Origin of the sequence: Bradyrhizobium sp. BEA-2-5, assembly GCF_032918025.1 — a bacterium.
Taxonomy (GTDB): domain Bacteria; phylum Pseudomonadota; class Alphaproteobacteria; order Rhizobiales; family Xanthobacteraceae; genus Bradyrhizobium; species Bradyrhizobium pachyrhizi.
Genome location: NZ_CP136629.1, coordinates 350,682 through 365,295 on the forward strand (window position 1 = coordinate 350,682; position 14,614 = coordinate 365,295).

Annotated in this window: 12 protein-coding genes and 2 pseudogenes; 10 read left to right on the top strand and 4 right to left on the bottom strand. The window is 65.0% G+C overall.

The genetic code is table 11. The features are described 5' to 3' along the window. Window positions 1-51: 51 nt before the first annotated feature. Window positions 52-1,610: pseudogene (locus RX327_RS01650) on the bottom strand (alkaline phosphatase D family protein). A gap of 204 nt (window positions 1,611-1,814) precedes the next feature. Then, the gene (locus RX327_RS01655; RefSeq protein WP_317249264.1) at window positions 1,815-3,218 is read right to left on the bottom strand and encodes a TAXI family TRAP transporter solute-binding subunit; all 1,404 of its coding nucleotides are present in this window, start codon (window positions 3,216-3,218) and stop codon (window positions 1,815-1,817) included. Window positions 3,219-3,373: 155 nt separating this feature from the next. Between RX327_RS01655 and RX327_RS01660 the strand changes: the two genes are divergently transcribed. After that, window positions 3,374-3,736: a 4a-hydroxytetrahydrobiopterin dehydratase gene (locus tag RX327_RS01660; RefSeq protein ID WP_317251432.1), complete on the top strand. Its 363-nt coding sequence runs from the start codon at window positions 3,374-3,376 to the stop codon at window positions 3,734-3,736. A 90-nt stretch (window positions 3,737-3,826) separates the two neighbouring features. After that, window positions 3,827-4,204, top strand: coding sequence for a YkvA family protein (locus RX327_RS01665; RefSeq protein WP_317249265.1), 378 nt, complete (start codon window positions 3,827-3,829; stop codon window positions 4,202-4,204). A gap of 199 nt (window positions 4,205-4,403) precedes the next feature. Here the strand turns inward: RX327_RS01665 and RX327_RS01670 are convergent, their stop codons facing one another. Further along, the gene (locus tag RX327_RS01670) at window positions 4,404-5,384 is read right to left on the bottom strand and encodes an NADPH:quinone oxidoreductase family protein (RefSeq protein WP_317249266.1); all 981 of its coding nucleotides are present in this window, start codon (window positions 5,382-5,384) and stop codon (window positions 4,404-4,406) included. Between the two features lie 89 nt (window positions 5,385-5,473). Between RX327_RS01670 and RX327_RS01675 the strand changes: the two genes are divergently transcribed. The 6 genes and pseudogenes from RX327_RS01675 to argG all read left to right on the top strand — a co-directional run bounded on the left by RX327_RS01675 (window position 5,474) and on the right by argG (window position 11,335). Then, on the top strand, window positions 5,474-6,310 hold the full coding sequence (locus tag RX327_RS01675) for an SDR family oxidoreductase (RefSeq protein WP_317249267.1): 837 nt from the start codon (window positions 5,474-5,476) through the stop codon (window positions 6,308-6,310). 154 nt (window positions 6,311-6,464) lie between these two features. Further along, window positions 6,465-7,058, top strand: a complete 594-nt coding sequence (locus RX327_RS01680; RefSeq protein WP_317249268.1) for an invasion associated locus B family protein — start codon at window positions 6,465-6,467, stop codon at window positions 7,056-7,058. Window positions 7,059-7,133: 75 nt separating this feature from the next. Then, entirely contained in the window at window positions 7,134-8,348 is a 1,215-nt protein-coding gene (rlmN, locus tag RX327_RS01685) for a 23S rRNA (adenine(2503)-C(2))-methyltransferase RlmN (protein WP_317249269.1), read from the top strand. Between the two features lie 155 nt (window positions 8,349-8,503). After that, window positions 8,504-8,989 (top strand): hypothetical protein, encoded by a 486-nt coding sequence (locus RX327_RS01690; protein ID WP_317249270.1) that lies wholly within the window; start codon window positions 8,504-8,506, stop codon window positions 8,987-8,989. Window positions 8,990-9,076: 87 nt separating this feature from the next. Continuing rightward, window positions 9,077-9,859 (top strand): phosphatase PAP2 family protein, encoded by a 783-nt coding sequence (locus tag RX327_RS01695; RefSeq protein ID WP_317249271.1) that lies wholly within the window; start codon window positions 9,077-9,079, stop codon window positions 9,857-9,859. Window positions 9,860-10,001: 142 nt separating this feature from the next. Next, window positions 10,002-11,335 (top strand): annotated as a pseudogene (argG, locus tag RX327_RS01700) (argininosuccinate synthase). A gap of 168 nt (window positions 11,336-11,503) precedes the next feature. Here argG and RX327_RS01705 read toward each other — a convergent pair. Next, window positions 11,504-12,091, bottom strand: a complete 588-nt coding sequence (locus tag RX327_RS01705; RefSeq protein WP_317249272.1) for a TetR/AcrR family transcriptional regulator — start codon at window positions 12,089-12,091, stop codon at window positions 11,504-11,506. 96 nt (window positions 12,092-12,187) lie between these two features. Between RX327_RS01705 and RX327_RS01710 the strand changes: the two genes are divergently transcribed. Together RX327_RS01710 and RX327_RS01715 are read left to right on the top strand one after the other, a co-directional pair. Next, complete coding sequence (locus tag RX327_RS01710; protein WP_050383592.1) at window positions 12,188-12,553, top strand: hypothetical protein; 366 nt, start codon at window positions 12,188-12,190, stop codon at window positions 12,551-12,553. Between the two features lie 113 nt (window positions 12,554-12,666). Further along, window positions 12,667-14,424 (top strand): alkaline phosphatase, encoded by a 1,758-nt coding sequence (locus RX327_RS01715; RefSeq protein ID WP_317249273.1) that lies wholly within the window; start codon window positions 12,667-12,669, stop codon window positions 14,422-14,424. Window positions 14,425-14,614: the final 190 nt, after the last annotated feature.

Here is a 14,614-nt window from a genome sequence, read left to right on the forward strand (position 1 = left end):
AGGCAAGGCCGTCAAGACAAAGAGACCGGTTCCGCCGTGGCTGTGACCGAACTAGACCGGCTTCGGGTCGAGCGTGATCGCCCACAGCTCGACGTCGACGCGGTCGCGTAGGCTCACCATCATCTGCCCGCTCTTGCCGTCGATCTTGATGTGACCGAAGAACTGCATGCCCGCTGACGGCGGCAGGTTCTGGCTGTCCTTGCCCGGTGCCTTGACGAAGCGAACCTCGGGGCCAAAGGTGTTGTCGAGCGCGTTCGGACCGAACGTACCGGCGTGCAGCGGACCCGACACGAATTCCCAGAACGGCTCGAACTCCTGGAACTGCGCCTTGTTCGGATCGTAATAATGCGCGGCGGCGTAATGCACGTCCGCGGTCAGCCACACCGTGTTGGTGATCGGCGCCATCTTGATGAAGCGGAGGATGTCGGCGATCTCGAACTCGCGACCACGCACCGGACCGTCGCCCTGTGCGATGGCTTCCGAGCCCTTCTTGTTGGCCGCATCGTCATAGACGATCAGCGAGAGCGGCATGTCGGAGGCGATCACCTTCCAGGTGGCGCGCGAGTTGAGCAGCGCGCGCTTGAGCCAGGCCATCTGGTCCGGGCCGATGAAATAGGCGTCGGGGCCGTATTGCTCCTGCAGGTTCGGGCCGTTCGGGCCGCGATAGCTGCGCTCGTCGAGCACGAACACGTCGAGATGTGGGCCGTAGGCGATCTGGCGATAGACCCGGCCGGGCTCCACGATGCTTTCCCGCATTGGGTACATCTCGTGGAAGGCCCCGCGCGGGCCGCGAGCAGCGAGATGTCCCGCACCTTGTAGGCGGCCGGCAGCTCCTTCGACAGCGACCAGTTGTTGGTCACCTCGTGGTCGTCCCACTGCACGAAGATCGGCACTTCGGCATTGAAGGCTCGGAGGTTCTCGTCGGTGAGATTGTATTTGTGCGCGGCGCGGTACTCGTCCAGCGTCTCCGCGACCTTGGCCTTCTCCGGGATCGTGACGTTCTTCCAGATCTTGCCGTCGGCGAGCTTCACCTCGGACTGGATGGGACCGTCGGCATAGATCGTGTCACCGGAATGCAGGAAGAAATCCGGCCGGTGCTTGCGCATCGCCGAAAAGGTGAACATGCCGCCGTCATCGGGATTGATGCCCCAGCCCTGGCCGGCGACGTCGCCGCCCCAGACGAAGCTGACGTCGCGGCGGTCGGCCGGCGCGGTGCGGAAGCGGCCGACCACCGCCTCGCCCTCGATGTCGATATGGGAGAGATCGCGGAAGCGGACGCGGTAAAAGATGTCCTGGCCGCCCGGCAGATTCTCCAGCAGCATTTTTGCCGTGAAGTCGCTCTCGGGCAGCGCGGCGATCGGCGGCAGCGCACGGGCATCCCTGAACGTATCAGTCGTCGCCACCTCGACCAGCATCTGTGCCGGCCGGTCGGTACGCGCCCAGACCACGCCGCCATCGACGCCGACATCGCCGGACTGCACGCCATGGGTGATCACGGGGCGGTCGGCGGCGCGCGACAGATAGGGCATCGCGATCACGCCAGCGCCGGCCGCAGCCGCCGTGGAGAGAAAGCGTCGGCGGGTGAGATTTCGCGAGAACCGGATCGTCATGGGGAGCCTCCTCAGGTCACAGCGACAATGCGCCGCAGGCGCGCCAAGACCTAGAAAAATTCCATGACGGAGAGATTACAGGGAAGCGCGGGAGCGGGAGACTGGGCAACTGCCCAGATCGTAAGGTGTGCACGCCTCTCAGGCTCCCTCCCCCGCAAGCGGGAGCGGCAAGGGGAGTTTGCGGATAGAGAATGGGGGCGCCGTCTACGCCGTGCCCGCCGCCCGGAACTGCGTCGCAGCTCGTTGCAAATTCTGCGGCATGCTGAACAGCAGCGCCTTGCGGTCGGCGACGGCGTTATGAAGCTGCTCGAGCGCGATGTTGAACGCGGTCAGCGTGCCTTCCTCGATGGCGCCGTGCTCGAAGCAGTCCAGCGTGTGGCGCAGGATGTCGTCGGCCTCCGCCTGCATCTGGTCGAGTTCCTCGATCGAATCGCTTTGCCGTGCGGTCTTCAGCATCTCCAGCAGGCGTTCGCGCTGCGAGGTGTTGCTGTCGCGCTCGTCCTTCTTCAGGTATCCGGCGAACCAGGCGCCGATCGAGCCCATGGCGGAAAGCGCCATCAGGCTCCACCAGATGTAGTCGCTGTATTTGTCGAGGAAGGTCTTTTCCTCGCCGTCGACGAAGGCGGCCGCACCCGGATGCACCGGGATCACCGCATCCTTGTCGGTATCAGGCGTTTCGATCTTCGCCGCGAGCGGAAAATCGGTCTTGAGCGACTGCCGGATCGCGAACAATTGCCGCGTGAATGCCGCGACCGTCGAGTCCGACAGGCCCTTCCGCGCAACGATGTGGTGCGAGAAGCTGATCGTCTTCACCTCGTCGTCGGGCCGGTCGGCGGAGCCGAGCGAGCCCGCGGGGATTTCCGCGGCCTCATAGGCCGGATGGTTCTGCGCGATCGCCTCGGAGGCGTCGATCGCAAGGAAGCTGGGCTCGCCGCCGTCGCGGACCGACGCCGTGATCGCATCGATCGTGATCTTGCTGTTGGCCGGGCCGACGGCGAGATAGGCGTCGGCCTTGAGATTCTTGATCGCTTCCGCCGCCTCATTGGCCGGGAATTGAACGATCTCGACCTTCATCGGGTCGACGCCGTATTGCGTCAGGATCAGCTTCAGCAAATTGACATTGGCCGGGGTGCGGCCGACGACGCCGATCTTGCGGCCGGCGAGCTGTGCGATCTTGGTGATCCGCGCGGATTTCCGAACCTTGCCCTTGGCGGGCGGAACCCACAGCACCACGACGTTCTTGCGCAGGGTCGCGACCGCTTGCGCGTTCTTGGGCACGTCGACGTCGCCGCGCACGATGGCGAGATCGACCTTGCCTTCGGCCAGCGTCTGGGCGCTGGCGGTAGCGCCCTCGGTCTGCACCGGCCTCAGCTTGACCTGGGTGTTCTGCTGGTTGGTGAAGGCCTGCGTCAGCGCCTGCACGACCTTGATGTCATCGCTGTTGGCAGGACCGACCGCGATCTTGAGCGTCACCGGACGCATCGCGAAATAATAGCCGGCCAGCAACGTGCCGATGATGGCCAGCGCGCCCGCGATCAAAACGAACATCAGCCGCCGCTTTGCCGAACGCAGCGGCTTGGGCGACATGCTGGCGGAGCCTTCTGTCATCGATCTCGCAAACAATCGTCGGGGCTCAATCTCGCAAAACTACCAACGCGCATACATCCTCTATGTGTAGCAAATTACTGAATGGACAGATGTTACAACTCCGTCATGGTTACCAGCGGCGATAGGACGCGATTTCGGCCTTAATTTGGGCGTGGATCCCATCCCGGAGGCCGGTTGTTAGGCTAAAGTCGGCGCTAAACGGGAGGGTTACCATGGTCGAACGGCTGTCAGCGGAGGCGAGGAAGGCCGCCCTTTGGGAACTGGCCGGCTGGTCGGAGACGTCCGGCCGCGAGGCGATCGCCAAGACTTTCGTCTTCAGGGATTTCAACGAGGCGTTCGGCTTCATGGCCCGCGCTGCGCTGGTGGCCGAGAAGATGGATCACCACCCCGAATGGCGCAACGTCTACAAGACGGTGGAGGTGGTGCTGTCGACCCATGACGCCGGCGGCGTCACCACGCGCGACATCGCGCTGGCCAAGGCGATGAACGCCATCGCAAGGCAGCTTGGGGTCAGTTGACCCCGCGCGTGGAACCTTGCACGGGTCCGCCGATATCCCCAGATTCGCTTCGTCCGCCGCCGAACTGGCGCGGCGTCGAGGAACCTTGCGATGACATCGAGCGAACACGGCGTGGGATTTGGGCCTGCCGACCGGCTGGCGCAGGACCCCGAAAGCGTGCGCCGCCGTTTCTGGATCAAGTTCAAGAAGGTGGTGGCGAGCCTGCCGTTCGCGGAAGACCTGCTTGCCGCCTATTACTGCGCGTTCGACCGGCAGACGCCGCGCCACGTCCAGGCCTCGCTGCTCGGGGCGATCGCCTACTTCATCCTGCCGTTCGACTTCGTCACGGACGTGATGCCGATGCTCGGCTTCGCCGATGACGCCGCCGTGCTCGCCACTGCCATCCGCATGGTCGCCAGCCACATCACGAACGAGCATCGCGAGGCCGCCCGCGCCGCGCTGAAGCGCGGGGTGCCGGAAGAGAAATGAGCGTGGCGTGAATGGAGGCTCTTCCCCTTCCCCCTGAAAGGGGGAAGGTCGGGATGGGGGTCAGCGGCGGGCGCCGCTGTATGTGGAGAGAGCCGATCCCCACCCGCTTTGCTCTGATGAGCAAAGCGACCTCCCCTTTTCAAGGGGAGGTTAAGGCGTAACCCGGGTTCGCTTTGCTCCATCCGGGCTGCGGAATTCTTCAGCTTCCCGGGTGCAGGATCACCTTGCCCATCGCCTTGCGGCCGGCGAGCACCTTCAGGGCTTCCGCGGTTTGCGACAGCGGGAACGTGCGATCGACATGCGATGAGATCTTGCCCTCCGCCGTCCACTTCACGAGCTTTTCCAAATTGGCGCGGTTCTTGGCCGGGTTGAGCCGGGTCCAGGCGCCCCAGAACACGCCGCGGATGTCGCAGCCCTTCAGCAGCGCGAGGTTCAGCGGCATCTTGGGAATGTCGCCGGCGGCAAAGCCGATGACGAGGAAGCGGCCCTCCCAGGCGATCGAGCGCAGCGCCTGCTCGGCGTAAGCGCCACCAACCGGATCGAAGATGATGTCGACGCCCTTGCCGCCGGTGAGCTTGCGCAGGCCTTCCTTCAGATCCTCCTTGCCGTAGTTCAGCGTCAGCTCGGCGCCATGCGCTTTCGCGAATTCGAGCTTCTCGTCCGACGAGGCGCAGGCGATCACCTTCAGGCCCATCAGCTTGCCGAGCTCGCAGGCTGCGAGGCCGGTGCCGCCGGCTGCGCCGAGCACTGCGAGCGTTTCGCCGGGCTTCGGGCTCGCGCGGTCCTCCAGCGCATGCAGCGCGGTGCCGTAGATGATGATGATGCCGGCCGCGCGGTCGTAGTCGAGATTGTCGGGGATCTTCACGATCGATGCCGCCGGCAGCGCGATCTTCTCGCGCGCGCCGTTGTGGCCGCAGGATGCGACGACGCGGTCGCCGACTTTCAGATCGGTCACGCCGGGGCCGATGCTCTCGATGACGCCGGCGACTTCCGCTGCCGGCGAGAACGGGAACGGCGGCTTGATCTGGTACTTGCCCTGAATCATCAGGATGTCGAAGAAGTTCAGCGCCGCCGCCTTGATCGCGATCACGGCTTCGCCGGGACCGGCCACCGGATCCGGCACCTCGGCCAGAACGAGATCGTCGGGCTGGCAATATTGCGAGCAGAGGATGGCTTTCATGGCGGCACCTGAGTTTCGGACGCAAAAGAGCTGAAAGCTTCATGCCGGATTTGCGGCGGAGCGACAATACAGTGCGGAGGGATCAAACTATGTTTGAAAAAGGCCTGCTAGCGAAAAAGCGCATCCTGATCACCGGCGGCGGCTCCGGCCTTGGCGCTGCGATGGGCTACCGCTTTGCTGAACTCGGCGCCGAACTGATCATCTGCGGGCGGCGCGAGGGGCTGCTGGAGGAAACCGCAGCAAAATTCCGCAGCGAGCTTGGCGCCAAGGTTTCCATCGCGCGCTGCGATATTCGCGACGGCGCGGCCGTCGACAGCATGATGGATCAGGTCTGGCGCGAGGCGCCGCTCGACATCCTCGTCAACAATGCTGCCGCGACCTTCATCGCACAGAGCGAGCATCTCTCCTTCCGCGCCGCGGATGCGATCCTGGCGCCGACGCTGCATGGCGCGATGTATTGCACGCTCGCCGCCGGCAGGCGCTGGATCGACGGCACGCATGGCGGCGTCGTGCTGTCGATCCTCTCGACCTCCACCATCACCGGTCGCGCCTTCACGGTTCCGTCGGCGATGGCGAAGTCCGCCCTGCTGGCGATGACCAAGAGTCTTGCGGTGGAGTGGGGCCCGAAGGGCATCCGCACCGTCGCGATCGCGCCCGGTCCGTTTCCGACCGCCGGTGCGACCGGACAGTTGCGCCCCGAAGGGCGCGGCGAGAGCTGGGCGCATCGCAATCCGCTCGGCCGCGCCGGCGAGCATGCGGAGCTCGCCAATCTCGCGACCTTCCTGATCTCGGATCAGGGCGGCTACATCAACGGCGAGATGGTGGTGCAGGATGGCGGCGCGCACTTGCGCAGTTCCGGTGCCGAGGACCTGCTGCAATGGACCGATGCGCAATGGGAGAAGCAGCGCGCTGCGCGCGCCAGGTGATAACGCGTCGCGATTACGCGCGCGACGGTGAGCGGCGTTCGTCTTTCGGCCTAACTGCCTTCCCAAAAAAGCGTTTCCCGGTTATCCATCCGAGCCGGCGGAGGGGAATCGCCGGGCCATCTTGCAGTCACAATGATGGGGGAACCAGTTGGCCGTGCGGCAGATTCTGACATCACTGGTTGCTTGTATCCTGTGCGGGTTCATCACCCTCGCGCCGGCGCAGGCTGCGCCCAAGAAGGATACGGCCAAGGAAGCAGCCAAGCCGGCGCCTTCGGCGGCCGCGGCTGCGGCCGGGGGCGCCGAGCCGACCTTGATCGGGCAGTTCGGCACCTGGGGGGCCTATGCGGCCACGCCCAATGGCAAGAAGGTCTGCTTCGCGCTGGCCAAGCCTTCGTCGTCGAAGACCAGCCCGCCGAACCGGCCGCGTGATCCCGCCTATGCGTTCGTCTCGACCCGGCCGGCGGAGAAGGTCAACAACGAAGTCTCGGTCATGATCGGCTACGCGCTGAAGCCGGGCTCGGAATCGACCGTCGAGGTCGGCGGCGGGACCTATGCGATGTACACGCAGGGTGACGGCCTCTGGATCAAGAATGCGGCCGAAGAGGAGCGGATGGTGGAATCCATGCGCAAATCGGCCGAACTGACGGTAAAAGCCGTCTCGGCCAAGGGCACCGAGACGACGGACACCTTTTCGCTGAAGGGCCTGGCGCAGGCGCTCGACCGGCTCGGGCAGGACTGCCGGCGCTAGAGAAGCGACTTAAGGCCTGAAATCGAGGTATTTGGTGGCTTTCCAGCACAGGCTGGAAGGCCTATTTGAGGTTTCATGACCAACACCGTGACCACCCATGCCGTCTCCGGCGCCAGCGCGCTGGTCGAGAAGGTTCCGCTCGAGACCTATGTGCCGCCGGCCAAGCCGTCGCTGATCGGGCTGTCGCGCGCCGAGATCGCCGATCGCCTGGGCGAGATCGGGGTGCAGGCCGGCCAGCGCAAGATGCGCACCCAGCAGCTGTGGCACTGGATCTATTTCCGCGGCGCCCAGAGTTTTGACGAGATGACCTCGATCTCGAAGGGCATCCGTGCCGAGCTCGCGCAGCATTTCACGGTCGACCGTCCCGAGGTCGTGGCCGAGCAGATCTCCAACGACGGCACCCGCAAATGGCTGCTCCGTTTGCCGAGCGGCGACAATGTTCAGAAGGCGCATGAAGTCGAGTGCGTCTACATCCCCGAGACCGATCGCGGCACGCTGTGCGTCTCCTCGCAGGTCGGCTGCACCTTGAATTGCTCGTTCTGTCACACCGGCACGCAGCGCCTGGTGCGCAACCTCACCGCCGGCGAAATCGTCGGGCAGGTGATGGTCGCGCGCGATCGCCTCAACGACTGGGCCGATCGCGAGGACGGCACGCGCCGCGTCACCAACATCGTGATGATGGGCATGGGCGAGCCGCTCTACAATTTCGACGCGGTGCGCGATGCGCTGCTGATCGTCGGCGACAATGAAGGCATCGGCATCTCCCGCCGCCGCATCACGCTGTCCACCTCGGGCGTGGTGCCGAATATCGTGCGTGCGGGCGAGGAGATCGGCGTCATGCTCGCGATCTCGCTGCACGCGGTGCGCGACGAGCTGCGCAACGAGCTGGTGCCGCTCAACCGCAAATATCCGATCAAGGAGCTGCTGCAGGCCTGCCGCGATTATCCCGGTGCCTCGAACGCGCGCCGCATCACCTTCGAATATGTGATGCTCAAGGGCGTCAACGATTCGCTGGACGATGCGAAGCTGCTGGTGAAGATGCTCAAGGGCATCCCGGCCAAGATCAACCTGATCCCGTTCAATCCCTGGCCCGGCACCGCCTATGAATGCTCGGACTGGGACCAGATCGAGAAGTTCTCCGAATACATCTTCAACGCCGGCTATTCCTCTCCCGTGCGCACCCCGCGCGGCCGCGACATCCTCGCCGCCTGCGGCCAGCTCAAGTCGGAGACCGAGAAGCTCAGTGCACGCGAACGTCAGGCGCTCCGCGCCATGGCGATGACGGATTGAGACGTGTCCACATACTCCGTCGTCATGCCCGGGCTTGACCCGGGCATCCACGTCTTCTCTCGCCGAGACAAAGGTAAGACGTGGATGGCCGGGACAAGCCCGGCCATGACGGCGGAGGATCTCGTGTCAGCGTTGTCCAATGATGGGATGACCTCATGGCCTTGATCGGCCGCCTGTTCGTCGTCGCCTTCGGCTTCCTGATGGCCTGCTTCGTGGCAGGGATCATCGTGGTCGTCGCGGTGCTGTATCCCGAGATCAGCGATTTCGGCGGGCAGATCGACCAAAGCGCGATCAACGTCGTGCTCGGCTTCGGTTTCATCTTCATCTCGGGCTTTGCACTGCTGCCGGCGCTGATCGTGGTGCTGATCACCGAGGCGTTCTTCATCCGGAGCGTGCTGGCCTACGCCGTCGGCGGCGCCATCGTCGGCGCGGCCTGCTATCTCGGCCTGGTTCCGTTCGATCCCGATATGATGCAATTCGAAGGCATCGTGCGGCGGCACCTGGAGATCATGACCGGCGCAGGGATCGTTGCCGGCATGGTCTATTGGCTGATTGCCGGCCGCAATGCCGGCGCGTGGCGCGACCCGTCGCGACCGTTGCCGCCGCCCCCGCCCTTGCCGTCGCAATCGCCGCGGCCGTGATGACAGCTCTCACCCTCCCCTGGAGGGGGAGGGTAAAGAATGACCGCGCACTTTTCATGCTCATCCGCCTCCGCTAAACCGCGCGCCATGAACCGGACTGGACTTTTCATCGCCCTGGCGCTGTCGCTCATCGTCGGAATCCTGTTCGGGATCTATCCCGAGCTCGACCTGAAGCTCGCGGCCATGTTCTACGATGCCGCGCAGAAGACCTTTCCGATGAAGCTCGACGCGGTGGCGTCGTTCGCGCGCGATGCGGCGATGTGGATCGCCTGGGCGCTGGTGCTGCCGGCGATCGTGACCATCGTCTGGAAATTCATCCGCCCGGACCGGCCGATGCTGATGTCCGGCCGCGCCGCGGTGTTCCTGCTCACCACGATGCTGCTCTCGGCCGGCATCCTCACCAACCTCACCTTCAAGACCTATTGGGGCCGGCCACGCCCGGTGGTGGTGACCGAGTTTGCCGGCGACCAGCAATTCGTGCCGTGGTGGGATCCGCGCGGCGGCTGCGCGCGCAACTGCTCGTTCTTCTCCGGCGAGGGCGCCACCGCGTTCTGGACCTATGCGCCGGCGGCGCTGACGCCGCCTGTCTGGCGGCCGCTGGCCTTCGCCGGGGCCACCGTGTTCGGCATCGTCACCAGCGGGCTTCGCATGGCCTTTGGCGGCCATTTCTTCACCGATGTGGCGATCGCAGGCCTGGTGTCGTTCTTCACGGTCTGGCTGTTCTACGCGCTGATCTACCGCTGGGCAGCGACCCGGCTGACCGACGCCCAGGTCGATGCCGCGCTGACGCGCCTTGCGATGCCCGGCTACCGGTGGATGCAGCGCTGGCGCCGGGGCGGCAAGGCGGCGTCCAGCCAGCCCGAGGCCTGATTTGGGTCTGATTAAAGGCGTGCCCCGCCAGCGGAAATTTGATATTCGCCGCAGAGCATGATCCGGAAAAGTGGAAGCCGGTTTTCCGAAAGATCATGCTCAGAGCAGAAACATCATTGATTTCGACCGATTGGACCGTCCCATGACCACGATCCTGAAAAGCCTGCCCAAGGGCGAGAAAGTCGGCATCGCGTTTTCGGGCGGCCTCGACACCAGCGCGGCGCTGCTCTGGATGAAGCAGAAGGGCGCGTCTACGCCTACACCGCCAATCTCGGCCAGCCTGACGAGGCCGACTACAACGAGATCCCGCGCAAGGCGATGGAGTTCGGCGCCGAGAAGGCGCGCCTGGTCGATTGCCGCACGCAGCTGGTGCACGAAGGCATCGCCGCGATCCAGTCCGGCGCCTTCCACATCTCCACCGGCGGCATCACCTATTTCAACACCACGCCTCTGGGGCGCGCGGTGACCGGCACCATGCTGGTTGCGGCGATGAAGGAGGACGGCGTCAACATCTGGGGCGACGGCTCGACCTTCAAGGGCAACGACATCGAGCGCTTCTACCGCTACGGCCTGCTCACCAATCCCGGCCTGAAGATCTACAAGCCCTGGCTCGACCAGCAGTTCATCGACGAGCTCGGCGGCCGCGCCGAGATGTCGGCGTTCATGACCGCCCAGGGCTTTGCCTACAAGATGAGCGCCGAGAAGGCGTATTCGACCGACAGCAACCTGCTCGGCGCCACGCACGAGGCCAAGGATCTCGAGAGCCTCGACAGCGGCATCAAGATCGTCAACCCGATCATGGGCGTGCCGTTCTGGCGCGACGACTGCAACGTCAAGGCCGAGAAGGTCGTGGTGCGTTTCGAGGAAGGCCAGCCCACGGCGCTGAACGGCCAGACCTTCTCCGATCCCGTCGCGCTGTTCCTCGAAGCCAACGCCATCGGCGGCCGCCACGGCCTCGGCATGAGCGACCAGATCGAGAACCGTATCATCGAGGCCAAGAGCCGCGGCATCTACGAAGCGCCCGGCATGGCGCTCCTCCACATCGCCTATGAGCGCCTCGTCACCGGCATCCACAACGAGGACACCATCGAGCAGTACCGCATCAGCGGCATGCGCCTCGGCCGGCTGCTCTATCAGGGCCGCTGGTTCGACTCGCAGGCCCTCATGCTGCGCGAGACCGCGCAGCGCTGGGTCGCGCGCGCCGTGACCGGCGAGGTCACGCTGGAGCTGCGCCGCGGCAACGACTATTCGATCCTCAACACCGAGAGCCCCAACCTCACCTATGCGCCGGAGCGGCTCAGCATGGAGAAGGTGGAGGACGCCGCCTTCACGCCGGCCGACCGCATCGGGCAGCTCACCATGCGCAACCTCGATATCGCCGACACCCGCACCAAGCTCGGCCTCTACAACAAGACCGGCCTCATCTCGAGCGGCGAAGGCTCGCAGATCTTCCAGCTTGAGAACGACAAGGACTGAGGCGGTGCTCTCTCGCCTCGTCGTCCCGGGCAAGCGAAGCGCGACCCGGGACCCATAACCACCGGCCGTGGTTTATGAAGCACGCTGGTGCTCCAGCGCGCTTCCACGATCCCTTCCTGTGGTTATGGGTCCCGGCCTTCGCCGGGACGACGTGGAGAGAGCGTTCGGCTACTTCACCCTGAGCGCATCCAGCAGCGAGCGGAACGCGCGCGCGTAATCGGTGCCGGTCTTGCTGATGTCCGGCCCCGCGGAGACCGCAACCGCGGCTTCCGTGACTGCGCCGAGCAGCAGCCGCGCCAACGGCTCGACCGGCTGGCGGGCGATCAGGCCGGCCTCCATGGCCGCCGCAATCGCGCGCGGCAGCTTGCCGCCGAAATGCCTGGCGTCGATCTCGCGCCAGCGCTCCCAGCCGAGCACGGCGGGACCGTCGCGCAAAATGATCTGGCCGGTCGGGCCCTTCGAGCACGCCGCGAAATAGCCCTGCGTGCCCGCCGCCATCGCCGCCAGCGGATCGTTCTCGGCGCGCGAGATGCGGTCGAGATCGGCGACGAGGTCGAGCGACACCTGCTCGAACACCGCCTCGAACACCGCCTCCTTGGTCGCGAAGTGATGATAGACCGCGCCCTTGGCGACGCGCGCGCCGGCGGCGATGCCGTCCATCGTCGCAGCGGCGAAGCCGCGCTCGCCAAAGATGCGCCGCGCCGCCTTGACGATGGCGGCTCTGGTTTTCTCGCGCCGTTCGGCCTGGGTTGCCATCGTCCATCTCTAGCCCAGGTTCCGTAGCGGCGCCAGTTGACTTACCGACTCTTGGTCGATAAATACCGACTGTCCGTCGGTAAATGGAGAGTGCTGATGCCCTCGCTTAGGACGTTGCAAGCCTTCGCTGACACGGTGGAATCCAACGATCATGTCGGCGCGATCAGGAATTTCTATTCAGTCGATGCCCGCACCCAGGAGAATGACGGCGAGTGGCGCGTCGGCCGCGAGGCGCTGGCGGCGCGCGAGGCGGCGGTGCTGGCCGCGGTCGCCGGCGTCAAGACCACGCGGCTCGGGCCGCTTTTGCTCGACGGCGATCATTCGGCGATCTGCTGGCGCTTCGAATTCACGGCTAAGGACGGCAAGGTCCGCAGCATGGAGGAGGTCGCCTGGCAGACCTGGCGCGGCGAGGAACTGGTCGAGGAGCGCTTCTTCTACGATCCGCAGCAGATGGCGCGCTGAAATCACGCCGGCCCTTGCGGCAATACGCCCCGGCGGCGCCTCATTACGCCGTCATCCGCCGCCACTAGCCTCCGCCCCGATGCGCATGATGCGCAAGGGGCGGAGCATCGATCATGATCAAGCGAGTTGCCGGCGTGGCCGTCACGCTGGCGTTGTCGGCAGCGCCGGCGTTCGCCCAGACGATCTATCCGATCGATCGTGCCGAGATCCTGGCCGGAGCCAAATTCGACTTCAAGGTCGAGCTTCCCGGGCCGGTCGATCCCGCCAAGTTGAAGGTGACGGTGAACGGCGCGGATTACGCGACCGCGTTCGGCCAGTCCGGAACATTCACCGAGCGGGAGGCTGGAAAAGACCAGTCGGCACTGTTGCTGCGCGATGTCTCGCTCGCCAGGCCCGGGCAGGTCGCCGTCGAAGTCAGCGACGGCACGCAGAGCCGAAAGGTGACCTGGACGGTCTACGATACGGGGCCGCGCAAGGCGAAGAACGTCATCCTGTTCATCGGCGATGGCATGTCGCCGGCGCACCGTGTCGCAGCCCGAATCCTGTCCAAGGGGATTTCGGAGGGCAAGAGCCGCGGCAAGATGGCCATCGACGACATGCCTCACATGGCGCTGGTGGCAACCGCAGGCTCGGATTCGATCATCACCGATTCCGCGAACGCGGCGAGCGCCTATGCGACCGGGCACAAGAGCGCCGTCAACGCGCTCGGCGTCTACGCCGATCGCACGCCCGATCCGCTCGACGATCCCAGGGTCGAGACCATCGCGAGCCTCGCCAAGCGCCGGGCGGGCCTCGCCGTCGGCGTCGTCACCAACACCGAGATCGAAGACGCGACGCCGGCGGCGATGGTTGCGCACACGCGCCGCCGTGCCGCCTACGACGAGATCGTCGAGCAGTTCTTTGCGGCGAAGCCGGACGTCCTGATGGGCGGCGGCAGCGCGAATTTCCTGCCGAAATCCACGTCCGGATCGAAACGCAAGGACGATATCGATTATCTCGCGCGCTTCCGCGATGCCGGCTATGCGGTCGCGACGACCGCAGGCGAACTCGCCACGCTCGCGGCCAAAGCTGATACCTGCCAATTGCTCGGCCTGTTCGCCGCCGGCAACATGGACGGCGCGCTCGACCGCAAATTCCTCAAGGGAGGCGGCGTCAAGAAATTCCCCGAGCAGCCCGACCTGACCGAGCAGGTGCAGGCGGCGCTGCAGCTGCTGTCGCGGAATGAGGCCGGCTTCTTCCTGATGGTCGAATCCGGAATGATCGACAAATATGCTCATCTGCTCGACATGGAGCGCGCCGTCTACGACACGATCATGCTCGACAATGCGGTGCGGCTGGCGAAGGACTGGGCCAAAGCGCGCAACGACGACACGCTGATCCTGGTCGTAGCCGACCACAACCATCCGAACAGCTTGGTCGGCACCATCAACGACGACATGGCGGCGACACCTAACGTGCCGCTGCGTGAGCGCGTCGGCGTCTACGATCGGGCTGGATTCCCCAATTATCCGGCGCCGGATGCGGAAGGTTATCCGGCACGCATCGACGTGAGCCGCCGGCTGGCCATCTTCTCCGCCAGTCTGCCCGATCACTACGAGACGTTCCGTCCGAAGCTGGACAATCCCAACGAGCCGACCGTCAAGGCCGGCGCCGACGGGACCTTCAAGGCCAACGACAAATACAAGGACGTCCCGGGCGCCGTCCTACGCCCCGGCAATCTCTCGGCGATGATCGGCGCCAGCGTGCATTCGGGCGAGGACGTCATCTTGACCGCGACCGGGCCGGGCAGCGAGCGCGTGCACGGCTCGATGGACAATACCGAAGTGTTCCGCGTGATGGTCGAGGCGCTGGGGCTGGGCGCGGGGAAGTAACGCATGATGAGATTGAGACGAGGCATGCCCGCTGTACCTCTCCCGCTTGCGGGGTCGAGATGAACAAGGTTTGCTGTTGGAGGGTTAGTGTGAGCATCGAGGCTTCTCCAACTTCCCCTTAAAGAGGGGAGGTCGCTTTGCTCGCGAGTGCAAAGCGGGTGGGGATCTGCTCTCTCCGCAGCCACCGTCA

Coding starts and splice junctions, on each gene's coding strand:
- RX327_RS01655 (WP_317249264.1), bottom strand. CDS start 3,218: ATGACAGAAGGCTCCGCCAGCATGTCGCCCAAGCCGCTGCGTTCGGCA.
- RX327_RS01670 (WP_317249266.1), bottom strand. CDS start 5,384: ATGAAAGCCATCCTCTGCTCGCAATATTGCCAGCCCGACGATCTCGTT.
- RX327_RS01695 (WP_317249271.1), top strand. CDS start 9,077: ATGAACCGGACTGGACTTTTCATCGCCCTGGCGCTGTCGCTCATCGTC.
- RX327_RS01705 (WP_317249272.1), bottom strand. CDS start 12,091: ATGGCAACCCAGGCCGAACGGCGCGAGAAAACCAGAGCCGCCATCGTC.
- RX327_RS01675 (WP_317249267.1), top strand. CDS start 5,474: ATGTTTGAAAAAGGCCTGCTAGCGAAAAAGCGCATCCTGATCACCGGC.
- RX327_RS01665 (WP_317249265.1), top strand. CDS start 3,827: ATGACATCGAGCGAACACGGCGTGGGATTTGGGCCTGCCGACCGGCTG.
- RX327_RS01715 (WP_317249273.1), top strand. CDS start 12,667: ATGATCAAGCGAGTTGCCGGCGTGGCCGTCACGCTGGCGTTGTCGGCA.
- RX327_RS01710 (WP_050383592.1), top strand. CDS start 12,188: ATGCCCTCGCTTAGGACGTTGCAAGCCTTCGCTGACACGGTGGAATCC.
- rlmN (WP_317249269.1), top strand. CDS start 7,134: ATGACCAACACCGTGACCACCCATGCCGTCTCCGGCGCCAGCGCGCTG.
- RX327_RS01690 (WP_317249270.1), top strand. CDS start 8,504: ATGGCCTTGATCGGCCGCCTGTTCGTCGTCGCCTTCGGCTTCCTGATG.